Source organism: Rugamonas rivuli (genome assembly GCF_009380165.1).
Lineage (GTDB): Bacteria > Pseudomonadota > Gammaproteobacteria > Burkholderiales > Burkholderiaceae_D > Rugamonas > Rugamonas rivuli.
Map to the genome: position 1 here is coordinate 61,151 of NZ_WHUF01000012.1, position 23,159 is coordinate 84,309.

20 protein-coding genes and 1 tRNA gene are annotated in these 23,159 nt (G+C 60.3%); 12 read left to right on the forward strand and 9 right to left on the reverse strand.

Annotated features, from left to right (window positions below; genetic code table 11):
* Positions 1-16: 16 nt before the first annotated feature.
* The 5 genes from GEV01_RS29300 to GEV01_RS29320 form a co-directional block, all read right to left on the reverse strand.
* On the reverse strand, positions 17-1,618 hold the full coding sequence (locus GEV01_RS29300) for a hypothetical protein (RefSeq protein ID WP_152809756.1): 1,602 nt from the start codon (positions 1,616-1,618) through the stop codon (positions 17-19).
* A 3-nt stretch (positions 1,619-1,621) separates the two neighbouring features.
* Positions 1,622-4,063, reverse strand: a complete 2,442-nt coding sequence (locus tag GEV01_RS29305) for an FtsW/RodA/SpoVE family cell cycle protein (RefSeq protein ID WP_152809897.1) — start codon at positions 4,061-4,063, stop codon at positions 1,622-1,624.
* Positions 4,063-5,100 (reverse strand): serine/threonine-protein kinase, encoded by a 1,038-nt coding sequence (locus GEV01_RS29310; RefSeq protein WP_152809758.1) that lies wholly within the window; start codon positions 5,098-5,100, stop codon positions 4,063-4,065. Before GEV01_RS29310 ends, GEV01_RS29305 begins: the two co-directional genes overlap by 1 nt.
* 110 nt (positions 5,101-5,210) lie before the next feature.
* Entirely contained in the window at positions 5,211-5,651 is a 441-nt protein-coding gene (locus GEV01_RS29315) for a glycine zipper 2TM domain-containing protein (protein WP_152809760.1), read from the reverse strand.
* Between the two features lie 141 nt (positions 5,652-5,792).
* Complete coding sequence (locus GEV01_RS29320) at positions 5,793-6,323, reverse strand: GNAT family N-acetyltransferase (protein WP_152809762.1); 531 nt, start codon at positions 6,321-6,323, stop codon at positions 5,793-5,795.
* 136 nt (positions 6,324-6,459) lie between these two features.
* Here GEV01_RS29320 and GEV01_RS29325 point away from each other — a divergent pair, with 136 nt between their 5' ends.
* From GEV01_RS29325 to GEV01_RS29335, 3 genes are all read left to right on the forward strand, one after another.
* Complete coding sequence (locus tag GEV01_RS29325) at positions 6,460-7,902, forward strand: M20/M25/M40 family metallo-hydrolase (protein ID WP_152809764.1); 1,443 nt, start codon at positions 6,460-6,462, stop codon at positions 7,900-7,902.
* 89 nt (positions 7,903-7,991) lie between these two features.
* Positions 7,992-8,231 (forward strand): DUF6566 family protein, encoded by a 240-nt coding sequence (locus tag GEV01_RS29330; protein ID WP_070272096.1) that lies wholly within the window; start codon positions 7,992-7,994, stop codon positions 8,229-8,231.
* 60 nt (positions 8,232-8,291) lie between these two features.
* Positions 8,292-9,551, forward strand: coding sequence for a voltage-gated chloride channel family protein (locus GEV01_RS29335; RefSeq protein WP_152809766.1), 1,260 nt, complete (start codon positions 8,292-8,294; stop codon positions 9,549-9,551).
* On the opposite strand, the gene GEV01_RS29340 is transcribed toward GEV01_RS29335, so the two are convergent.
* Positions 9,502-11,196 carry a mechanosensitive ion channel family protein gene (locus GEV01_RS29340; protein WP_152809768.1) on the reverse strand — a complete coding sequence of 565 codons (1,695 nt, stop codon included), beginning with the start codon at positions 11,194-11,196 and terminating at the stop codon, positions 9,502-9,504. The genes GEV01_RS29335 and GEV01_RS29340 overlap by 50 nt on opposite strands.
* 106 nt (positions 11,197-11,302) lie before the next feature.
* Here GEV01_RS29340 and GEV01_RS29345 point away from each other — a divergent pair.
* The 8 genes from GEV01_RS29345 (at position 11,303) to GEV01_RS29380 (ending at position 18,618) form a co-directional block, all read left to right on the forward strand.
* Positions 11,303-11,387, forward strand: a tRNA-Leu gene (locus GEV01_RS29345).
* A gap of 226 nt (positions 11,388-11,613) precedes the next feature.
* On the forward strand, positions 11,614-12,813 hold the full coding sequence (locus tag GEV01_RS29350) for a tyrosine-type recombinase/integrase (RefSeq protein WP_152809771.1): 1,200 nt from the start codon (positions 11,614-11,616) through the stop codon (positions 12,811-12,813).
* Positions 12,810-13,439: a hypothetical protein gene (locus tag GEV01_RS29355; RefSeq protein ID WP_152809773.1), complete on the forward strand. Its 630-nt coding sequence runs from the start codon at positions 12,810-12,812 to the stop codon at positions 13,437-13,439. The genes GEV01_RS29350 and GEV01_RS29355 overlap by 4 nt, the downstream gene beginning before the upstream one ends.
* Positions 13,440-13,541: 102 nt before the next feature.
* On the forward strand, positions 13,542-13,742 hold the full coding sequence (locus tag GEV01_RS29360) for a helix-turn-helix transcriptional regulator (RefSeq protein ID WP_152809774.1): 201 nt from the start codon (positions 13,542-13,544) through the stop codon (positions 13,740-13,742).
* 170 nt (positions 13,743-13,912) lie between these two features.
* The gene (locus GEV01_RS29365) at positions 13,913-14,698 is read left to right on the forward strand and encodes a hypothetical protein (RefSeq protein WP_152809776.1); all 786 of its coding nucleotides are present in this window, start codon (positions 13,913-13,915) and stop codon (positions 14,696-14,698) included.
* A gap of 36 nt (positions 14,699-14,734) precedes the next feature.
* The gene (locus GEV01_RS29370) at positions 14,735-17,416 is read left to right on the forward strand and encodes a hypothetical protein (RefSeq protein ID WP_152809777.1); all 2,682 of its coding nucleotides are present in this window, start codon (positions 14,735-14,737) and stop codon (positions 17,414-17,416) included.
* A gap of 213 nt (positions 17,417-17,629) precedes the next feature.
* Positions 17,630-18,013, forward strand: a complete 384-nt coding sequence (locus GEV01_RS29375; protein ID WP_152809779.1) for a hypothetical protein — start codon at positions 17,630-17,632, stop codon at positions 18,011-18,013.
* A gap of 77 nt (positions 18,014-18,090) precedes the next feature.
* A complete protein-coding gene (locus GEV01_RS29380) occupies positions 18,091-18,618 on the forward strand; it encodes a hypothetical protein (protein WP_152809781.1) in 528 nt (175 codons plus the stop codon).
* A 76-nt stretch (positions 18,619-18,694) separates the two neighbouring features.
* Here the strand turns inward: GEV01_RS29380 and GEV01_RS29385 are convergent, their stop codons facing one another.
* On the reverse strand, positions 18,695-20,365 hold the full coding sequence (locus tag GEV01_RS29385; protein WP_152809783.1) for an AAA family ATPase: 1,671 nt from the start codon (positions 20,363-20,365) through the stop codon (positions 18,695-18,697).
* A 217-nt stretch (positions 20,366-20,582) separates the two neighbouring features.
* Between GEV01_RS29385 and GEV01_RS29390 the strand changes: the two genes are divergently transcribed.
* The gene (locus GEV01_RS29390; RefSeq protein ID WP_152809785.1) at positions 20,583-21,158 is read left to right on the forward strand and encodes a recombinase family protein; all 576 of its coding nucleotides are present in this window, start codon (positions 20,583-20,585) and stop codon (positions 21,156-21,158) included.
* Between the two features lie 21 nt (positions 21,159-21,179).
* Here the strand turns inward: GEV01_RS29390 and GEV01_RS29395 are convergent, their stop codons facing one another.
* The gene (locus tag GEV01_RS29395) at positions 21,180-22,424 is read right to left on the reverse strand and encodes a hypothetical protein (protein WP_152809786.1); all 1,245 of its coding nucleotides are present in this window, start codon (positions 22,422-22,424) and stop codon (positions 21,180-21,182) included.
* Positions 22,425-22,550: 126 nt separating this feature from the next.
* Complete coding sequence (locus GEV01_RS29400) at positions 22,551-22,799, reverse strand: hypothetical protein (RefSeq protein ID WP_152809788.1); 249 nt, start codon at positions 22,797-22,799, stop codon at positions 22,551-22,553.
* Positions 22,800-23,159 lie beyond the last annotated feature (360 nt).

Genomic DNA, 23,159 nt, shown 5'->3' on the forward strand with positions numbered 1-23,159 from the left:
CAAGCTCCTTCGGTACTCAGGCGTCGAAGCGCAGCACATAGTGGCCCGCGACCAGGTGATGGCCGTTGGGCAGCAGGTAAGGCGCATCGTTGCCCGCATCGCCGATGCTGGCGACGAACTCCAGCTTGTCGTCCAGATGGAACAAGGCCTGCGAGGCGCTCAGCCGGCCGATCTTGTAGCCCTGCGCCGTCGCTTCGAAGCTGAATGCATTGCGCGACAGGCCGATGCGGTCGGCGCTGGCAGTGTTGGCGTCGCCGGCGCGCTTGAGGAAGCGCGGCGAATCGAGCAGGCGCAGCGCGGCCAGCATCGGCGAGTTGCGGCCGAAGGTGAAGCGCGCCCCGCTGGCGACCGAAGCGCCGACCGGCTGCGCGAGGCAGACCACGGCGCGGTAGCGGTCCGCCATCTGCGGCGCGGCAGCCAGCACCCGGATCGCCTGCGTATCGACCGGCGTGAAAGTGGCCGGCGCGGTGATGCGCTGGCGTCCTTCTGCGGTGCAGGCATACAGTTCGTCGGCAGCATCGACGACGAAGCTGATCGCCGGCCGGCCATCGGTACACAAGGCCAGTGCGCGGCTGAAGGGCAGTTCCATCGCTTGCGCGCCAACGTCGCGGTAACGGCTCAGGCGCGGCATGGCCAGTGCCACCAGGCTGACGCGCTGTTGCGAGACCGGCGCGTAGGTGGCGTCGCTCTCGCCTGCGTTGTTGGCCGGCTTGTGGCTGACCGGGATCGCCGTCATGTCCGGCGCGGCGCCGCCGCCGGAGCGGCTTTGCCAGACGGCCGGCTTGGCGGCGACGCCGGCGCTCGGCGCGGCTTGCACGTCACGCACGGCGGCGACCGGGTTGATGCTGATGGTGTCGGCGGCTGCACTGGCTTGAGGGCGCGGCGCGGCGGCCGAGGTGCGCGCGATCTTGAGCATCAGGCGCGGGCTGCCGCCCGGTGCTTCGCGCAGGGACTTGATGGTGTAGTAGCCGCTGCGCGGATCGAAGCGGCATTCGTAGGCATCCTTGGGGCGCATCTGCACCACGGGCGGCGCATCCGGGCCGTCGTTGATGATGAGGATGGCGCCGTCCGGGCCGAACGGCCAGCCGCTGGCGACGAAGCTCGCCTCGCCGCCTTCGCCGCCGATCAAGGCCAGTCGCTGGTTGGGGTAGATCGGGCAGACCGGATGCCAGATCGCGCTGTCGCGCGACACGCTGACGTTGTAGAGGATCTTCTCGTCCGCCGCAGGCAGGTACACGGCGTGGCCGAATTTGACTTCGATCTCGCCCGGCGCCAGCGATGACGTGCCGGCGACGTCGTAGCGCACCTGGTCGCCGCCCAGCAGGTCGCCGAAGTCCTTCTGGTGCAGCGCGGTCAGCGTTTGCGCCAGGTCGCGCGCGCGGGCGCCACGGGTCAGGTGGTAGTCGTCGTCGACTTCTTCTTGCGGCAGCATCAGCGTCACGTGGGAGAAGCAGCGCGTGGCGGCGCGGCCCTTGTGCTCGCGCGGGCTGCGTTCGAGCAGGTCGCGCAGCAGCGGGCGGCGCGAGAACAACGCCAGGCCGGGCGCCTGCCAGATCGCTTCGGCATTGAAGACGTCGGGAATGCGGCCCAGGACTTCGTGTTGGACATAGATCGGCATGATTCATTCTCCTTCTAAAGATTGCGCGCTGATGGCACTAAACGCTAGCAGGGGGCAGAGGAAAAACAGCAGGTGGCTGCCGCCGGCCGAGAGAAAGCTCATGGGCTGGCCCATGATGGGGAAGATCGCCAGGTTGGTGCCCCACGAGAGCAGGAAGTGGCCCAGCACGAAGGCGCCGCCGCCGCACAGGGCGAAGTAGCGGAAGCGGCCGGACCAAGCGTGGCGGAAGTCGCGCGCTGCGGCGCCGGCCTGATAGGCGCGGGCGGCGGTGAAGGTGATACCGGCCAGGAGGGCGGCTTGTGCGGCCCACAGCAGCAGCCCTCCGGCCAGGCCATGGCGGTTGAGGAAGAAGGAGGCGGCGAAGTCGTCCTGCACGGCGGGGATCTGCACCGCGCTGCCGGCCGTCATGCCGAGCGAGCGCAGGCCGAGCCAGTGGTCGGCGCCCAGCCAGCCGCCGTCGCTGATGGCGCGCGCGCCCAGCAGCAGTTGTTGGCCGGTGTGCGGGTGTTCGGCGGGGTTGAGCCAGACGAGGAAGCGGTCGGCGTAGAAGCCCCAGCGTATCAGGTCGTCCGTGCCGGCGCAGCGCAGGTAGACGATGGCGCCGATGGCGGTCAGCACGATGGCGATCAGCGCGCCGGCCAGCTTGCGGTTGCGGGCGGCCAGGGCGTAGGCGAAGGCCATGGCCGTGCTCCACACCAGCAGCAGGATCAGCGGCGAGAAGTCGTCCACCTGCACCAGCGAGAGGCCGAGCAGGGCCAGGAACAGCAGCGCTGGGGCGATCAGCTGCAGCCAGCGCGCTCCGTGTTCGGACAGTTTTTGCGGGCCGTTGTGCCAGCTGAAGCGCAGGGCCAGGCAGTGTGCGGTGAGGGCGGTGAGGGCGAGCTTGGCCAGTTCCACCGGTTGCAGGTCGAAGACACCGGTTTCGTCGCCCCACAATACCTGCGCGGCCAACGCGGCCAGCGCCACGGCGGCGAACAGGGCGAGCAGCCATTCGATGCTGCGTTGCTGGAGATGGGCGCGGTGTGCGGTCTGGCGTTGTGCCCACAGGCGCAGCAGGCCGCCCAAACCGGCGCCTATCGCCAGCATGGCGGCGCTTTTCTGGTAGTAGCGCAGCCAGGATGATTCGGGGGCGCCCAGGCCGAGCTCCAGTTGTGACAGCAGGCCGGCGGCCAGCAGAATGACGCCGGCGGCGGTCAGCAATGTCAGGCGGCCGGGCAGCGCAAGCCACAACAGCAGCGCGCTGGCGGCCAGCAGCATCGAACAGGCGGCGCTCGGCGCATGGCCGGTGCGCTGCGATACCAGCGCGATGACGCCGCAGGCCAGCACGCCGCCAGCAGCCAGCAGCATCGCGGTGCCGCCGTTGCGGATCGCGGCAAACGCGAGGGCGGCGGCCATGCAGGCCAGGCTGGCGGCGAGGCCGATCCAGATGGCGGCCGATTGTCCGCCATCCCACAGTGCCCGCTGCTGCCATTGCCAGGTCACGTGCTCCGGCAGTTTCAGGTCCGGTGCGCTGAACAGGGTGACGTGGCGGCTTGGGTGCAGCGTCAGTTGGCCGCCTTCCGCGTTCAACTGGAAGCGGGTATGTCCGACCACGATCGCGTTCACGCCGGCCAGCGACGCCTCCTGTTTGCGCAAGTCTGTCGGCGATCCAGCGGCATGCACCAGCAGAGCCGCGCGGTCGCCATCCGGATTGCCGGCCGAGAGCTGCAGCTCACCGTTGCTGCGTGCAAGCTGCGCCGCGCCGGATGTCACCTGCGCCAGGCCGAGGCGGTTGTCGCAATACAGGTTGCCGCCGAAGGACAGTGGACGGGGTATCGTCACCAAGCCAGGCATGGCGCGATTCCATAGCGACAGCAGCTTGGACGCTACATGCGATTCCGGGCAACTGGCTTGTTGATGGCCGTCGCGATACAGCACCGCGCCGTCGTAGCGCCATTCGTGGCCGTCGCGCGCGAAGGTGACGCTACCGGCATCGGCAGCCCGGACTTCGAACAGCGCGCTGTCGATCTGGAAGCGCTGGCCCGCCTGAAGCGGCACGCTGCCCATGCGCTGCTCGCCGCCGTCGCGCAGCAGTATCACCTGGCGCGTGGCGCTCAGATTCCGCAGCATCCAGCCATCCTGCGCATCGCGGCGCAGCGACAGATGGTTGCGGTCGGACTGCGGCGCCGCCAGTTCATGCTGGCCCAGCGCAATCGCTTCGCCCGGCGCCAGCTTGACCGTAATGGCGGCCGGCATCCACGCGGCAGGAGCACGCAGCAAAGCCAGCGCCTGCAGGCCGCACAGCACTGTCAATAGCGAGAGCGTTACGGCGAGGCCCGTGTTGCGCGCCGCTGCGCGAATAATCGCAGCGAAGACTTCACCGAAGCCTCGCTTGTCGAACGGCATCCGGCGCGTTGTGGAACGCGCCGGCGCCACCATGAAGGGCAAACGCAAAGAGATCGCCATCATGCGCTCCTGATGTGACGCCAGCCGTTATCGGCGGTTGGACGGTTCATGCCGTGAACCGGATCGGCGGCGTCGAACGCGCCGCGTTCCGGCTTGACTCCCTGGATCGCATGCAGCATGCGGCTGATCTGGAGCGCGTGCCGAGGACGTTGCGCCGGATCGGGATGCAGCAAGGCCCGCAGCAGATCAAGCGCCGCATCGCGCACCGGCGCCGGAATCGCTGCCGCGAAACGCGCCGCTTCCTCCGCATGCAGCGCGGTTGGAACCGCACCACCGTTCAGCCGGCGCAGCAGATCGGCGCCGGCCGTGTGGTGCTCGCGATAGGCCTGGCCGCAGTCGGTGCAGAAGCGCAGCGGCAGGCCGCCCGTCACCAGGAAGTAGAACATCGCGCCCAGCGAAAAATAGTCGCTGCGCGGACCGGTGGCGTAGCCGCCGCCCTCGGCCGGGAAGAACTGCTCCGGCGCCTGCCAATTGGCGGTGCCGGCATACGAGTGAACTTGAAGGCTGCCCAACTGGCGGTTGGTGCCGAAATCGGCCAGCTTGACGGTGCCCAGGTCCCAATCGAGCAGCACGTTGGCCGGTTTCAGGTCCAGGTAACGCCAACCGTATTGGTGCACCTTGGCCAGCGCCTGATTGATCTGGGCCAGCCAATTGAGGATGCGCGGCAGCGGAATCGCCTCGCCGCGGCCTTTCAGTGCGACCATGTGCTTGCCCAGGTCCGTCGCCATCAATTCCAGCGCCAGGACCGGCAAGCCTTCATGCCAGCCGCTGTCGAGCAGGCGCACGATGTGGCGCTCGTCCCAGGGTTCCAGCGATTGCAGGAAGCCGATTTCGTTGTTGGCGCTGGCGATCCAGCGGTCGCGCTGGGCGGGCAGGGCGCGTTCCATCTGCTCGCGGTTGATGAACTTGACGGCGACATCGCGCGTGGCCGGAGGCCCGCTGGCACGCCAGATGATGCCGTAGGCCGATCCGCCGATCTGCTCGCGCAGCCGGTAGTGGCCCAGTTCCAAAGCGATGATTGCGTCTGCTGTCGTCATGATTTCCCCTCGGCCCGCGCCGTTGGTCTGGGCTAGCCGGGGGAGGCGGAAAAAACGCGCAGGATGAAAAAAGCCCCGCACGGGGCGGGGCTTCTAGGCGGACCGGGATCTTAACGGTCCCAGCGATCGTGATGGTGGTGGCGTTCCCAGCGTTCTTCCCGATACTCGCGATACTCGCGGTAGTAAGGGCGGGCCGGTTCAACATACACCACGCGCGGGGGCGGGGCGTAGTAGCGTGGCGCAGGCTCGTAGTAGACCGGAGCGGGTTCGTAGTACACCGGTGCGGGCTGCGTGTACACACGCGTCTCCACGTAACGGCCGCCACGGCCACCGCGATCGTAATAGCGGTCATTGGTGCTGATGCTGTTGCCGACCGCCGCGCCAACCAGGCCGCCGACGATGGCGCCATCGCGCCCACCCGCATTGTGGCCGATTGCGGCGCCGACCACAGCACCGGCTACCGTGTTGAAATCACGGTCGCCTGCGTAGGCCGACGACGATACTGCTGCTGCGGCCAGTAACGCGACACCCATCAATTTTTTGCTCAACATGGTAGTTCCCCTTGCCGTGGCCCGGATCGGAATGATTCGTTAGCCAGTAACTGCACTATATAGCGCGGGTAGGAATACGCCACGTCTTATACACATGCTTACAAACCGGCCGATCCGGTAATGGCTTGTAACAATTAGCCTTCAGCCCCGCTGGGCCTCCCATTCCGGCCGCAGCAGGCTGAAAACCTGCACGTCCTGGTACCTGCCGTTGATAAAAAAGCTCTGGCGCAGCGTGCCTTCGGTGCGGAAGCCGCACTTTTGCGCGATCCGGACCGAGGCCTCGTTCTCCGGCGCGGACAGCAGTTCCAGCCGGTGGTACTGGTAAGCCTTGAACAGATGGTCGACCAGCAGCCGGCAGGCCTCGGTCACATAACCGCGTCCGGCCAGCTTGGCGTCGAACAGGCGGTAGCCGATTTCGCGCGTTGTCGGGGTGCGGCTCTTGAAATGGGTGATGACGCCGACGATGTGGTGCAGGCTGTCCTCGATGACAAACAGCTCGCTGTCGTCGGTGACGAAGCTGTTTTGCGCGAACTCCTTGCGCATCGCTTCCGGCGACTTGAAGTGGGATGAAAAATGGTCGCCGCGCGAGGGCAGGTCGTTGACCAGCGCGATGAACGTGTTCAGGTCGGCCGTCAGCAGGTGACGCACGGTGCAGAGTGAACCCTTGAGCATAGGCGCCTTCTTCGTGAAGTTGAACTTTCATGGTAGTGCAACGGCCATGACAAATCAACATTGATGACAAGATCTCCACGATAGGTTATCGTTTAGATCGTTCTTGCAACTTACCCATCTCATTCTTAGGAAACGCATGAAATCCGTCTTCGCACTCCCGCTGTCCCTGACCGTCCTTGCCGGCTCGCTGTTGAGCGCCGGCGCCATCGCCGCGCCGGCCAACGACCCGGCCACGCTGGCGAAGATCCGCGACAGCGCGATGAAGGACGACTGGGCCTACGAGCGCCTGGCCGACCTGACCGATCTGGTCGGACCTCGCCTGTCGGGTTCCCCGGGCGCCGCTGCGGCGGTGGAGCAGGTGGCCGCCGCCATGCGCAAGCTGGGCGCCAAGGTGACGCTGCAGCCGGTGAAGGTGCCGCACTGGGTGCGCGGCGTGGAGACGGCGGAACTGGTGGACTATAACGGCCGTCCGGCCGGCATCACGCAGAAGATCGTGCTGACGGCGCTGGGCGGTTCGGGCGCCACGCCTGCCGCCGGCCTGACCGCGCCGGTGCTGGTGGTGCGCAGCCTGGATGAACTCAAGGCCAAGGCGGCCCAGGTAAAAGGCAGCATCGTGCTGGTGGATGTGGCGTTCGACCAGGAGCTGGCGGATCGTGGCCACGCCGGCCAGGCCTACGGTCCCGGCGCCGGCTTCCGTTACATCGGCCCGAAGGTGGCGGCTGAGATGGGCGCGGCGGCGGCGCTGGTGCGTTCCGTCGGTGGCGCCAACTACCGCATTCCGCATACCGGCGTCACCGGCCTGACCGATGCCGCGCGCATCCCGGCCGCCGCCATCACCACCGAAGACGTGCTGTTGCTGGACCGCCTGCTGGCGCGCGGCCCGGTCAAGATGCACCTGACGCTGACGCCGCAGAACCTGCCCGACGCCGACAGCTTCAACGTCATCGCCGACTGGCCGGGCACCGACAAGGCCGACGAAGTGGTCATCGTTTCGGGCCACCTGGATTCGTGGGACCTGGCCACCGGCGCCAACGACGATGGCACCGGCGTGGCCGGCGCCATGGGCGTGATCGAGACGCTGAAAAAACTGGACCTGCATCCGCGCCGCACCATCCGCGTGATCGCCTGGATGAACGAAGAGAACGGCACCCGTGGCGGCAAGGCTTACTTTGAAGCGAACAAGGACAAGCTGGATAAACACTTCGCCGCCATCGAGTCGGACAGCGGCGGTGGCCGTCCGTTCGGCTTCATCGGCAGCGTGACGCCGCCGATGGTGAAGTACTTCGCGCCGCTGAAGGATGCGCTGGCGCCGATCGGCGCTGGCCTGTTCGAGCGCCGCGATATCGCCGGCGCGGCCGATACCGGCCCGCTGGAGCGCGCTGGCGTACCGGTGTTCGAGCCGATGGTCGATACCTCGGCCTACTTCAACTACCACCATACGCCGGCCGACACGCTGGACAAGGTCAGCACGCTGGAGCTGAAGCGCCACGTCGCCGTGATGACTTCGCTGAGCTGGTTCCTGGCGAATATGGAACAGCCGATCGGCCGCACCGCCCATCAGGACGGCGAGGAAGACTGACCGGCCGGGGCCAAGGCCGAGGCCGCGCGCATCCGTGCGCGGCGCGGCCGTGCCTCGTGATAGTCTGCTTACTTAACAAGGAGACCGTCATGGACAAGATTCATTACAAGGGCTGGGAGATCGTGCCCACCGCGCTGCCGACCACGGATCGTCGCTGGACCGCCAGTTGCGACATCGAACGCGCCGGCGCGGATGGCGTGGAAGTGTTCGAAGGCGCGACCATGCAGTTCGTGCGCGACACCGAAGACGAAGCCATCGCCGCCGCCTGCGACGAGGCGATACGGCAGATCGACAACATCATCGCCAACCCGCTGGTACGGCTGGCCTGAGGTTGTGGTCCCGGGCGGCGGATTGCCGTCATCTGGCGAATTTGCTAGTATGCACGTCAGATGAAATCACGCCGCTATCCCGAACAAATCGCCTTGCTGCCGTATATCGGCAAGTGGACCTTCATCGCGGGTCTGATCGCTCTGCTGAGCGGCACCGCTTCCACCTTCTTCCTGTTCTCCCTCGATCGCGCCACCGACTGGCGCCAGACGCACCCATGGATCATCTGGCTGCTGCCGCTGGCCGGCTTCGTGGTCGGCTGGGTGTACCTGAAGCTGGGCAGCAGTGTCGAAGCGGGCAACAACCTGCTGATCGACGAAATCCACGACCCCAAGAGCGTCGTCCCGCTGCGCATGGCGCCGCTGGTGTTGATCGGTACCGTGATCTCGCACCTGTTCGGCGCCTCGGTCGGCCGCGAGGGCACCGCCGTGCAGATGGGCGGGACGCTGGCCGACCAGCTCACCCACGTATTCCGCCTGCGCCACGCCGAGCGGCGCATCCTGCTCATGGCCGGCATCAGCGCCGGTTTCGCCTCCGTGTTCGGCACGCCGCTGGCCGGCGCCATCTTCGGCCTGGAAGTGCTGGCCATCGGCCGCCTGCGCTACGACGCTATCTATCCCTGCATGGTGGCCGCCATCGTCGCCGACCAGGTGGGCATGGCGTGGGGCGTGCACCACACGCACTACGCAATGAGCGGCGTCGCGACGATCGGATTCTGGAGCCTGGCCGCCGTGCTGGTTGCCGGCATCGTGTTCGGCCTGACCGGCATGCTGTTCGCCAAGGCCACCCATGCCGCATCGGCCTTCATGAAGCGCCATGTGGCGTATGCGCCGCTGCGTCCATTGATCGGTGGCGTTGTGGTCGCGCTGGCGGTGTGGATTGTGGGTACGCGCTACATTGGCCTCGGTATTCCGGTGATGGTCGAAGCCTTCCAGCAGCCGCTGGCTCCCTGGGATTTCTTCGGCAAGTTCGCCTTCACCGTGGCCTCGTTAGGCAGCGGCTTCAAGGGAGGAGAGGTGACGCCGCTGTTCTACATCGGCGCGACGCTGGGCAACGCGCTGGCGCCGCTGCTGCATCTGCCGTTCCCGATGCTGGCGGGGTTGGGCTTCGTCGCCGTGTTCGCGGGCGCGGCCAACACGCCGCTGGCCTCGACCATCATGGCGATCGAATTATTCGGCCCGCAGATCGGACCTTACGCGGCGTTGGCCTGCGTGGTGGCCTATCTGTTCTCCGGCCATGCCGGCATCTACCGCGCACAGAAAGTCGGCATGCTCAAGCACCGCCTGCCGCCGGTGGCGCGCGATCGGAAGCCACCGGTATGATGTGATGTTCGTCCCGCGCCAGATCGATAGGCGCGACGGCCGGCGCTGGATGCCATTGCTCTTTCGGGATCACATGCGGCACGGCCGGTTCCTGTGTGAAGTGCGGCGACGTGATCTGCACGCCGAACTCGTTGAACACATCGACGATGTGCTGATGCAGCTGGTTCAGCACCTCCGCGCGGCGGCGCGGCGTCTCCACCGTGGCATATGCCACCAGCCGGTATTCGACGTAGAAGTCCGACAGTCCGATCTGCATCACGTAGGGCTTGGGCGTGCCCGCGATGTCCTCGGTCCGCGTGGCGGCCAGCTCCAGCATCGCATGTACCTGGCGCCATGGCGTGTCGTAGCCGATGGTGACGGTGGTGTCGAGCACATAGCCGGTGCCCGCGTGCGCGCGTGAATAATTCTTGGTGGTGTTGGACAGCACCCAGGCGTTGGGCATGGTGATCTCTTCACCGAGGCCTGTGCGCAAGCGGGTTTCGAACATGCCCAGTTCGACCACCGTGCCTTCCGATTCGCCGATGCGCACGTACTCGCCCTTGCGCAGCGAGCGCGCGTACATCAGTATCAAACCGCTGGCGCCCTGGCCGACTATGCTTGACGCCCCGATCGACACCATCAAGCCCACCAGCACGGACACGCCCTGGAACGCCGCCGTGTGCGCGCCGGGCAGGTAAGGGTAGGCCATCGCCAATGCGAACAGCCAGATCACCACGTTGAAGATGCGGCGCGTGGGCGTGGCTGTGTCGCGGTCCAGCCACGCGATTTGCAGCTCGCCGCTTTCCACGCGCTGGAAGACCGAGCCTGCGGTCAGTATCACCAGTCGCGCGATGGCGGCGATCACGCCCACCAGCACCAGGCCGGGCAGCGCTTCGATTATGCCTTGGGCAACGCTGGTGACGACATCGATCAGGTAATCCTGCAGGCGCTCGCCCCAGCTGCGCGAGTAGGGGATTTTGCCGAGCACGAAGGCCAGCCACAGATAGGTCGCCATCAGGCGCAGGCCCCAGATCAGCAGGTTGACCAGCTGGCGCATGAAGGCCACATAGTGTTCGGCGTCGAGCACGCGGACGTTTTTCAGTTTGACCTGGCCGAGGCGGCGGCTGATGGCCTGCGTGGAGCGCTTGCCCACCCAGCGGTGCATCAGGCGCAGGCCGTGCAGAATCAGGCCGTATGCCAAGGTGGCCGCCGCACACAGCGCTGCGGCGATCAGCAGGTAGCGCGGGCTGGCCTGTTCGCGGCGCTCCAGCAAAGCCTTGCCGAGCATCGCGGCGCTTTCGTTGGCCACGCTGTCGGTGGTGTCGCCGGCCAGCGGGTTGATGTCGGCCGGCGTGACGAGGAACAGCAGGGCGCCGTCCAGTGTCACTTGCGTGCCTTCGCTGATCGGATGCACGCCCGGCTGCTGCGCGCCGTTGCGGGCCAGCGCCGCTTCCAAACGCTTGTGCGCACCGTCGGCGCGGTCTTCCGGCGGATAGCCGGCCAGCGCGGAGCGGAACACGAAGATGGTGCGGTTGGCGAAGACCAGCTTGGCCGCAGCGGGCGTGGTGGTCTGTGGGGCGGGCAGGGCGGCGCTGTCGGCGGCGGGGGCGAGACCGCTGAACAGCATCAAGAGCATCGCGAAGAGCAGGCGGCGTAAAACGGACATGGCTTTCCTAGTGGCGTAGATATTAGCAATGATGCCATGTTATCGGATTCGACAGTTGCCGGTATGGCAGTTGTGGGCGGTTCATGGCATAATCACGGGCTCTGTCGCTCCGATGGTGAAATTGGTAGACACTGGAGACTTAAAATCTCCCGCCGCAAGGCGTGCCGGTTCGATTCCGGCTCGGAGCACCACCTTACTATCTTCATATGCATCAAATCGTCTTACATACCATCAAAACCCGCATGTCTTCTAGGCAGAGCGGGTTTTTTGTTATGTTTTGGCGTCTCAATAAATCTCATCCCATAGCAGGACTTTGGCGGTACCTCTGGCGGTACCTGTCAAAGCTACGGATTAAGTACCGTCATTTCGACTGGTATAGCGGATCGCTCCGTAGGACAACATACAAGGATGAGATTTATGGCATTGACCGATACCTTCGTTCGTCAAGTTAAACCTATTGCCTCCGGTACTAAGAAGTACCAAGATGGCGATGGCATGTACCTGCTTGTTAAACTCGCAGGCAAATACTGGCGCTACGACTACCGCTTTAACGGCAAACGCAAAACCGCTGCACTTGGTATCTACCCAGAGGTTAGCCTCGCAAAAGCCCGGCAGCGCCGACAAGAGGCGCGCGAGTTGCTTGCCGACGGCATCGATCCGTCCGCTGCCAAGCGGATCGGTAGAGAGGAAAAACTGCTTCTAGAGCGGCAGACTTTTTCTGCCATCGCATACGAATGGCTGGACAAGACCAAAGCACAGCGCGCCGCAACCACGCAAGACAAGGTGACTGGCTGGTTGACGCGGAATGTCCTCCCCCACCTAGGCAACATGCCGATCTCCGAAATCAAGCCGCGCGACGTACTTTTGGCTGTGCAGCGGTTGGAAACCCGTGGCGCCGTCGAGTCGGCCCATCGGGTGAAGCAGTTGTGCGGACAAGTGTTTCGTTATGCGGTAGCAATTGGACTTGCTGATCGTGACGTTACGGCAGACCTGAGGGGGGCGTTGGCCGCTATCCCACGTCAGCATTATGCTGCGATCACAGAGCCGCGTGAGGTCATCAAGCTGATGCGCGCTATTCACGGATATGCTGGGCATCCTTACGCTACCGCAGCGTTGAAACTATCGCCTCTGTTCTTCGTCCGGCCTGGTGAGTTGCGCAGTGCAGAGTGGTGCGAGATCGATCTGGGTGCAGGCGAATGGCGTATCCCTGGCGTCAAGATGAAAATGAAGAATGACCATGTCGTCCCATTAGCGAGTCAAGCTATCGCGATCTTGAAGAGTCTGCATGCGATGACCGGTCATGGTAAATATGTTTTCCCGAGCATTCGCACCGAGGACCGCTGCATGAGTGAGAACACGATCAGTGCCTGCTTGCGCAGCTTGGGCTTTGAGAAGGAGGTGATGACGGCGCATGGCTTCCGCGCGATGGCACGGACCATTCTGGATGAAGTACTGGAGGAACGGGTGGACTTGATTGAACATCAACTGGCGCATGCGGTTAAAGACGTAAACGGCCGTGCATACAACCGCACCGCCCACTTGCCAGCACGCCGGCTGATGATGCAGCGCTGGGCTGATTATCTTGATGCGCTGCGCACTGGTGGAGACGTTAAGTGATGACGGCCACCATGTACAACTTCAAATTCAAGACCACGCTTCCGCCCCACTCGATCCAACGAGCGCTTTGGCTCATTAAAGCCCTTGATGATTTTGCAAGGCCGCGCCAAACAAACTGTCAACTACAACTACCAAGTAGCCAAATACAAGACTTGATCGACAAAGGACCAGATGCGGACAGAGGCTGGGAAATTTTTAACACACTTAAAAAGAAATTAGACTCACCGGATTACAAAGCGAGTAGGAACGAGGTGGTACTAATGCTGCGTTGCATGGTTGCTCTCGCAGCTCATCATGCCGTGCATGCCTTGCTGGCAAAAACTCCAGAGGAGTCGAGTGACCACTTCGCGGACGGCAAGTACCTACTCGGCGGCTGCGAAATGCTTGCCTGGGGTGGTGATGACGCCATCGTAATGGCGGCGAAAGGCCGGGAAGGTGCAAAAGTGACGAATTCGATCTGGAAGCCAACCGAGCAAGATGTGTTTGATTGGTGCAGCGCGCACCGACATGAGTATCGCAGCATCCAGGCCGCCGCCATCGAAGTCAATAAGCTTTTCGGGGTAAGTGTTGAGACGTCAAAAAAATACATCAAAGCGGTTGATTTAACAAAGAAACAATTGCAATAAAACCACTAAGGCGGCGCCGAACCACCTATCTTGTCGGTGCCGCCTCCGATACAGTACTCCCAATTGCTCGGAATCAACCGGACAAATGAGAGTGAGGTAATCATGAAAGCCGTAGTACGCATTAAAGACATCGCATCCACCCCAAACAAGACCGGCATCCTGCCGGTCAGCCCAGCCACCGTGTGGCGTTGGGTCCGCGACGGCAAGTTCCCCCAGCCGTTCAAATTGAGCGCAGGCGTCACCGCATGGCACGCGGCCGACATTGAGCAGTTCATCGCGGCCAGCTCGGCTGCATCCGCATAACCCCTCGCGGATCAGCACCTCCATGACCCACCCAACCACCTACCCACCGACCCTACCGCCGTAACTGGCAAACCGGGCATCCCGCCCTCCATGCAACACATCGCAGTTTCAAAATTATCGCCCTGCTGCGAGGGGCACATTTACGCCTAAAAAAGGCAGAAAAGGCACATATGAACGCGATCACCATCGCTTCCGTCCCAGCCGAAATGGCTGGTTTCCCAGTAATCAAGAACGCTATGGCAGTGTTCGACAATAAATACAATTCGCAGTTGAAAGAATGGCTGGAGTGCCAGGACTTCATGCTGGGCATGAAGGCAATCAGCATGGGTGGTAAAGAATTCCGCAACGAATCCCTGCGTAACCTCCAAGGCATCATCGCAAAAATCAACTCGGGCCAGCCTATCGAGAACGAAACCGTTCGCATCGGCCTCCTGAGCTATCTCGCTGAATCCAAGAAACCGCATGCAGTTGCGGCCGAAGTCGCGTCGTTTGTAGAACAGGTGACGCTCCCGGTCCTCGACCAACTCAATGAAACTGCTCTTAAGGACAAGCGTCACGTACTGGGCTACGCGCAGATCATCCCAGCAGCGATTGCTGCGGCTTTCCTGGGCCTGTCCGAAAAGAACCTGACCGGCTGGCAGCAATGCTGGTCGATCTTCGGGAAAAGCTACGCGGGTGCACACTGCTACTCGCTGAAAGAGCTGCAAATGATCGCAGAGAATCGTGGCCAGATCTATACCGGCCTCGTCGCTGACGATGTTCGCGCAGTAGCAACCGTTGCTGATACCGCACTCGATGAAGTTGTCATGGTTGAGGAAGAGGTGGCAGCAGCCTTCGCCAACATGAGCCGCAAAGAGATCAGCACCCAACTCCCACGCAACGCGCTGATGCGTCGCCCGTACCGCCTGTCCGACCTGGAGAAGATCCGCGTCTCCAAGCTGAACGGCACCAACTAACCCATCACCAAGGGGGCGCAAGCCCCCGATCACAATATGAACGAACAAGAAAAAATCCCCATCGCCGTAGATTTGGCGCCAGCCATTAAAGTGCCCGTGACCGTCCTGACCAACGCCGAAGGCCCGATGACCAAGGAGTTCTCCATGGTCAACTGCGAACTGCGTAAGCAGGTCAACGCCACGCTGATGCGTGGCAGTTTCAAGGTAGTGAACATCACCAACTTGCGCGAGCTGGGCACACTGCTGAACAACCTGCAATACAACCAAGCCGTCACCTACGGCCGTCCGAAGCAGGACAGCGGCATCGTGGTGGCCAAGAGCACTAAGGTCAAGCCGGAAGGCGCAATCTTCCGTGACCGCGACCACTTCGCCTTCACGCCTATTAATGGCACCCTGATGCTGGACTACGATCCGGTAAAAGGCCAGCCAGCGATGTCGGCTGACGAGCTGATCGCGGCGCTTCACAAAGCATGCCCAGAACTGGAGGGCGTCGGCATGCTGTGGCGTCCAAGTTCCTCGTCTGGCGTCGCAGGGGCAAAGGTACGCGGTCAGCGCGTTTACATAATCGTCAGCGACGCCAGCCAGATCCAGCGTGTCGGCAAGGTTCTGTTCGACCGACTGTGGCTCGCTGGTTTCGGTTACTACGCGATTAGCAAGTCGGGCCAAGCACTGGAGCGCTCACCGATTGACGCGGCCGTGTGGCGCCCTGAAGGTCTGGACTATGCCGCAGCGCCGATCTTAGGTGATGACGTGGAGCGCATCAAGTACGACAGCGTGATCATCGATGGCGGCGTCTTTGACATCACTACCATCAAAGATCTGAACGCAGCGGAAGCCGTCGAGCTGAAGAAGATCAAACATGCAAAGCGTGACGAGATCGCGCTGGCAGTCGCAGAGATCAAGCAGCAGTACATCGCTGAGGCAAAGACTGAAATGCCGAAGCGCTTGCACGAGTTGGGCATCGAATCTGACGACGTGGCGGTGGTCAACATGATCAAGCGCGCAGTCAACAAACAAGTCCTGATGGGTGACTGGCCGTTGACGACGCACGAAGGTGCAACCGTCACCGTCGGCATGATTCTGGATAACCCAGAGAAGTACCACAACGCCCGCTTCGCCGACCCGCTGGAGCCGGGTCACGATATGCGTGTGGCAGTTGCCAATCTGTACAGCGGCGGCCGCCCATATATCTACTCACACGCTCACCACGGCGTGCGCTACGAACTCGACCGCGCACCCGTGGTGATCGGTGTTAACAATGCAGAGCTGCCGCGTATGGTGGATCAGTCTGCGAACATCCTGAAGAAGTCCGGCGAGATGTACGAACACGCTGGCGCAATGGTGTACGTGAATGATGCCGGCGACATTATTCCTGCTAAGCCGCAATGGCTGGCGGTCCAAATCCAACGTCTGTGCCGTTTTGAGGGCTGGAACGTCAAGAAGGAAGAGATGGTTGCCGCTGCATGCCCATCGGCCGTCGTGAATGGCTTGCTGGCAGATGCCGCCAACCTGCGCATGGACAAGCTGACGGCGGTGCGCAATGCACCGACCATGGATTGCGATGGTCGCCAGATCGTCACGCCTGGATACGACAAAAAGAGCGGCCTCCTGTTGACCAACGAGCAAGGCGGGCCATGGCCGCGAGTGCCATACTCGCCGTCCCGCGCCGATCTGCAAAAAGCCTCCAGCATCCTGTGGAAACCGTTCGTGCAGTTCCCATACGCCACCGATGCAGACAAGTCGGTGGCACTGGCGGCAGTCCTGACTACGGCGGTGCGTAGCTGCCTGCGGACTTCGCCCGGCTTCGGTTTCAGCGCCACCGCCCCAGGCACTGGCAAGACGCTGCTGGCGCAATGTGTGGGCGCTCTGTACGACGGCGTGCCGCCGCCTATCAGCACCGTCTGCGCGCATGAAGAAGAATGGGGCAAAACCCTGTTCAGCGCAGCACGCGGCGGCACTGGCACGCTGCTGGTGGATAACGCGGAATACCCCATCGAATCCGCTTCGTTGTGCGCAGTGACGACGGCGCCGGCCATCAAAGGTCGCGTGCTGGGCGAATCCCGTGATGCTGAAGCAGAGCACCGCATGCTGATCCTCGCCACTGGCAACGGCCTGCAATTCGTTGGCGATCTGAATCGCCGCTTCTTCGTGTGCCGCCTGGATGCCAACATGGAGGCTGGCAAGGTGGCCGCCCGCCAATTCGACATGGAGCCACTGGGCTACTGCGTCAAGCACCGCCTGGAAATGACCGCCGCTGCGCTCACCCTGATCCAAGGCTATGTGCGTGCTGGCTTCCCGCGCGTATGCGATGGTCTGGCATCAATGGACGACTGGAACAAGCTGGTGCGCTCGACTATCGTGTGGCTGATTGAACAGCGCGTAATCGATGGCTTCGTGGACCCCAAGGTAGCGCTGAAACGCGATGCAGATACCGATCCTGATGCCGCAACGCTCGGTGCTCTGCTGGAAGGCACCAAGGCGTTGTTCGGCGTGTCTCACAGCTTCACTGTCTCCGATCTGATCAAGCGCACTGAGAATTCCAGTAGCGGTGTGCGCGAGATCTTACTGGACATCGCAGGCGACCGTGGTGACATCAACCGTAAAAAGCTGGGCCAGTACCTTCTGAAGCGCGAGGGCCGCATTATGGATGGTGTGCGCCTGAAGCGTGGCCCGATGAACCGTCAGAAAACGGCGACGTGGGAGGTGCGAATGAGCTAATCAGCCTGCCCCCCCTGCGGGGATTGCAGGGATGTGCAGGGATGTTTTTACTCATAGAGAATCAAGAATGAGTATTTATACGATACATGCGCCACGCCAGTGGCCAAAAATAAACCCCGCACAACCCCGCAAACCCCGCATCAAAAACTCTGTCGGTCGAATTGGTGGTGGCCTTTCAGAATATCAATCACCGCAATCTTTGAAAGAACACTAATGGGCAATTGCTCCTCTGCGCCTAAGAGCGCAAAAATCGAAGTATCCGCCGATGGCTTCCGCGCCATCCCAACTGAAGCCGGCATCAAGCTGGTACGCGATCTGTTTGAAGGCATCGGCGTGGACCGCCTGCGTGCTGATCGCTACTTCGCTAACCAGTCGTTCAGCGATGTCGGCGAGGTAGATGATACGGACCTGACTGAGGCTATTGCTGTTGGCCTGGACTGCCTCACCGCAGAACCTGCTGGCGACCGATCCGCAGTCAAGGACGCATTGATCAAGCGACTGGATGCACAACTCGGCAGCCCGCGTGGCCGCTTCACCTTCCGTGTCGGTCGCAGCTATAAAAAGGTATGGCCGAATCAGCGGACGTTGATGCATTGATACATCGCCGTATGCTGTAGCTCAACCCGCGAACCGCGCATGGAAGTGCCCGGTTCGCTTTTGTTTTAGGTGATCGAATGAAGAAAGCAAAAGCGCCGCGCGTCCCAGTCCTGGAGTCCGCCTTTGAAATCAACCTGCCGAAACTACTGCGTGCCGCAAAGGCCACAGGCAGCTCCGTGCTGGTCCTGGATGATGGTGATGAGCGCACCGTCGTGGCGCTGTCAGAAACTCGCCTGGCGGTCCATCTGGGTGGTCGTATGTGGTTGGCCGACATTGTGGCCGTCCCATGCCTGAATAACCGAGTACGCCCACTCCTTAAGTGCCCTCGCGCGCATGAGGGAAATTTCCAGTCGTTGTACTACCGTGCTGGAGAACTTGCCTGCCGGCACTGTCATGCGCTTCGGTATCGGAGCAATCTGGCGGCCACTCCCGCTGCCCGCATCAAATTTTCCCGAACCAAGCAGTTGGTGAAAATGGGGCACTCGGCCAGCACAATGAACCCTTCACGACCAATTGGCCGCTGGCGCAAGTCGTACATCCAGGAGCTTCTTCGACTGGCTGGTTTGACAGCGGGCTACAAGGACGTAATAGCGCGCCGCGCGTAAAATTGCAGACTAAGTGCCGGCTCTAAGATAGTTGGACTATTGCCTTCGATATCCATTTTCACTCTGGCTGCCCGTATCACTCTGGGATTCCACGCCTCTCGGAGTCAGTAAGCCATGCTTTCACCTTGGCTAAGAACTGCCATACATCACCGTTCTCGGGCTTCACATAATCCTGCTCACCTGGATTTCCGCCCATTTTCTCGAAGATATCAATCAACCAGACTGGGCCATGGCCTTTAGCTTCTAAGGGCTGCAACCATGATTCCAGTTCTCCATTAGGGATAACGAAGACGCCATATGTTGCCAGCTGGTCTAGCAACGACAATGCACTCTCTTGATCATCCTTATCCAAGATTTTCACGCCGCCATCGCGCTTCATGTCCCTTCCCGTGGCCTCCATGGCGCGCTTCACTCCTGCCCGCATGGCGCCTAGGTTAGTTTGCAAAAGGTCGGGAATATGTGCTGCCTTACTCATCGTTGTCCATACTGCACCTCCATCTTTGAGCACGTCAACATCCACTATGCTCGCAACAGGAATTCCTAACCTCCGCAATGGCCCCACGATCGTAGGTATCGTCTGTTTGTTCTGAGCATTAAGGAACAAGCAATTGGGAATTCCCCACTCAGGCTTATACTGGTTTAGTCGCTCGTTTACTTCTTGGTAGAACGCTCTGTCTGCGTCGGACTCAGTGACGACAACAAATTCATAAAAAAGTCCACTCAATACTCCAGTAGAGCGAAGCAGCGGATGCCGCATAAGCGTAAGAATCTCATCGCTGGGCAGCACACGGGCAGTCGATACTCCCCCTCGATGTGTTAATCGAATAATGTTTGTGGGTACATTTGATTGAATACAGCCCATGAGAAAAGTAGGACTGTGCGTGGATACGAATACGCGCTTGACCGCGTTCCGTGCTGCGCCCGCAATTTCTAATCCAAGCTTTGCTGCTAGCGCCGGGTGTAAAAATGCCTCTGGTTCGTCGATAAGAATAACATCTGGATCGCCAGCAATGACCTCCGTGATGATGCCGGTAAACGCCTTCACGCCATCACTTGCCTGCACTATGAGCTTTGCTTGCGCATGATAGCTGACGGCTTCAGCATGCAGACCTCTCTCCTCCATCTTGTCCGCCGGTGGACGCGATGACAGCCGGATTCTAAGGGTGCCTAACGAGGTGGGATCAATAACAAAATAGGTACCGAATGCCTCGGCTACAATCCGTCGAACTTCGCTTCGCATCGCGTCGTTACGGAAAAGGATTTGTAGACTAGTTTGAGGTATGTTTTGAAGGTCCCCCCCTCCTTGATCAGCGACTAAATTTATTCGATCTGCACCACCAAGCCACAGTGTTTTATGGACAAGATAGTAGCTGCAAAAATAGGCCAAGTTTCCTGTTGGCATTTGCAATGCGTTGATATAGCTTGGTAGATGGATTTGCTGCCTTCCGTACCTACTACCGACAAACATGTGATCCGGTTGAAGAATCTCACCTTGGCCTACCGGCGACTTCATGTCGTTGGTTACGCTCTCAGCCCGCTCCAAGGTTAGCCCGGAAAATCCAACTCCCGCAAGAATCACCGAGTTTGCGTCTTTCTGTCCTGTCCTACAATATTGCTGTAATTCGGCCAAAAATTTGCTCTTGCCAGAATTGTTAGGGCCGACAAATACGGTCAATGGCGTTACCGCAATTTCCTCACCTGCTTGTCCTGGTGAGCGCCCAAATCGTAATACGATGCTGTTTATCATGGATAGTTGCCAAATATAATTTTAGTTACAATAACACAGCTCCCACGTAGTTCCCATAGGCCGCCATTTGCTTTGCTGCTTTGGCCTACCTGTCGGGAAACGACCATTTTCCAACGCCTTGTTTGGTACCATTTTTTGATGTTGGAAATTTAGCCATTGCATAAATCACCATGTTAATTTATATTTCAACCGTTTTTCAACAGGCCGGGAGTGCGGTATGGCGGTATTTGGATACGGACGGGTGTCTACGGCAGAACAGACTGCGGAGAACCAGCGACATGAGATCGAGCAGGCCGGTTACAAGGTCGAGTACTGGTATTCCGACACGGTAAGTGGCAAGGCACACGCGGCACAGCGCAAGCAGTTCGGTATTCTCTTGGGTAAGCTCCGGGCGAAAGACGTACTGGTCGTGTCTAAGCTGGATCGGCTGGGGCGCGATGCGCCGGATGTGCTAGCGACCATCAAATCGCTGGGCGTGCTCCAGGTGGAAGTGGTCGTGCTTCAGCTCGGCAAGTTGGATCTCACTTCGCCTGCTGGCAAGCTCATGCTGGCAATGTTAGCCGCTGTAGCTGAAATGGAACGCGATCTGATCGTGGAGCGTACACAGGCGGGATTGGCGCGTGCGAAGGCCGAAGGTAAGATCCTCGGCAGACCGGCCAAAACTACGCCTGAACAGCGCGCTGCAATGGTTAAAGGATACGGGGCCAAGGAGAGTGTGAGTGCTCTGGCGCGGCGCTATGGGATTTCCAGGGCGACAGTGTTGACGGTGGTGAAACCATCCGAGAAGATCTGACGCGCTTGTAGGTAAGTCAGGTCACTTGGGTACGTGGAAGGTCAGGACTGTAAGTATGACTTCCCGGTTCTTGTCACTATTACTGTGTAATACGTACCGGAATCCACTTTCATGCTGCCAGTTCATTGCACGCTTGAAGTTGGTATGCGCCTTAACCGTGGAATCAATGCCGCCCAATACTGTCGATGTCTCAGTGCCTCGATTGAAGACCAAAATCGCCGCTTTACCATCGCGCCAAGTGGCGTAGCTAAGAAGCTGATCGATGGCGTCACTAAATACCTTGGGTCCTTTCCAAAACTTACACTCGGCTATGAAGACGTTACGATCTCCTTCGCGCAACAATATGTCAGTCTTACCGGCCATGTTGAACGTTTCCCCTGTCGCCTTTCCTTCAAATTGACCGTTGAGTTGTACCAAAAAATGTTGGCGCAGAGCTTCCTCATTCATGGTTTTGAAGGCATCGGGACTACGCTCCATGACAAGCGCCATGTCCTGCACAATTTTTAACGCCTGCTCATATTGTTCCATTGCCCATGCCGGTTCAGCTTCGTAATTCGCAGCACTTGCTGGTGGCAGCGAAGGTGTCGCCTTCTTGCGGACTGTCGGAACCGAATAGGTCTTGGGTGCATCATCGCGGCGCCGGATCGGTATGCCAAGCGATGCAGCGCGTCGTGATTGCGAAAGTAGCCGCTCGCGCCTCTGATGAATCGCTTGCTCTGCGACACGTGACAGGCTGCTGTTATGTGCGTCAATCATCCCGCGTTGCCATCCAAGATGGTGTTCAATGTCGGCTAGTGCTCGATCGACTTCTGGTCGGATATCCTTGGGCTGATCTGCTGGGGACTCGTAGCGAAGTACTAGCTCACTTTTTTCAATCACGGCGCGAGGTGGATTCATCGAAAAGGTGCTGGCCCTTGTGTAAAATAAATCTGACTCGCCCTCAAACGGGACACGCACTTCAACCCGCTCTCCAGGGACCAAAGCGGGGCGACTCGTATCGTCAATCCAACGCATCCGGTCATATCGAACGTCAACTTGTACGTCTTGGTGATCCGCATACCATTGATCGTGCAGTAGCGTGATCGGAGTGACCTTATACTTTTCCACGAAGTACTGTTTGAGATCATCAGGGGCCGTATTAAGCAGCCGGTTTTCATCCAGCTCTTCAACCTCTTTCTGCATTCCTTGAATGGTATTCCGCAGCGATTGGTCAAGGTCATAAGTGACGAACAGAAGTCCTTTGCTTTTATCTATGCTGCCAAACATATGCTTCCCTCATTTGGGTGGTTCTCTCGACCGGGGGGGCGACACGAAGGAATTTGGTGAGATGCCTGCAGCCTAACGACGTCCTGTCCCGAAAACGCCGCGAGCTAGGCTCGCGGCGCTGGTGCGTTAGCGTGCCTTGTTAGATTGCGATACCAAGGAAGCGGCTATAGCCTTGCTCTCCGCGCTGTACTTATCGCTCTTCAGTACTGCGGACGCCTGCGCTTCCATGTCTTTTCCCGTCTGATGGCTGCGCTGTACTTGAGACAGCGCAGACGCAGCCAGGCTTTTCGCTGTTGCCGAAGAGTTTTTGTCACGCAAAATATCCGATGCCTTGGATGCGACCTGAGGTGATGTTACTTTTTTATTAGCTGTCATGATAATACCTTTGAAAAGATTTTCATAAGGGTCACGACCGGAGGAGGCAAGCACTGTATTTATTTACAGCTTGACAACATAAACACTTGGATTCAAACTCAGGTTTCCACGCGAGAGAATGACCAAAGGTCGTGATCTTATTTCCTCGGGGCATTAGTGTCCCGAGGAACCCTTACTTTGTGATGAAAAACATCACGAAAAATATTGTACCCAGCATTTGCCTTGTGTGCGGAAACGCACACAAAAATATTTTTCTTCTGGCATGTTCTTCCAAAAATCTCTCATTTTCCAATTAAGATCGCTCAAGTCGCGGCGTTTCTGATCAAGAGAATTTTCTTGCTGCGCTTTTTTTCATGCAGT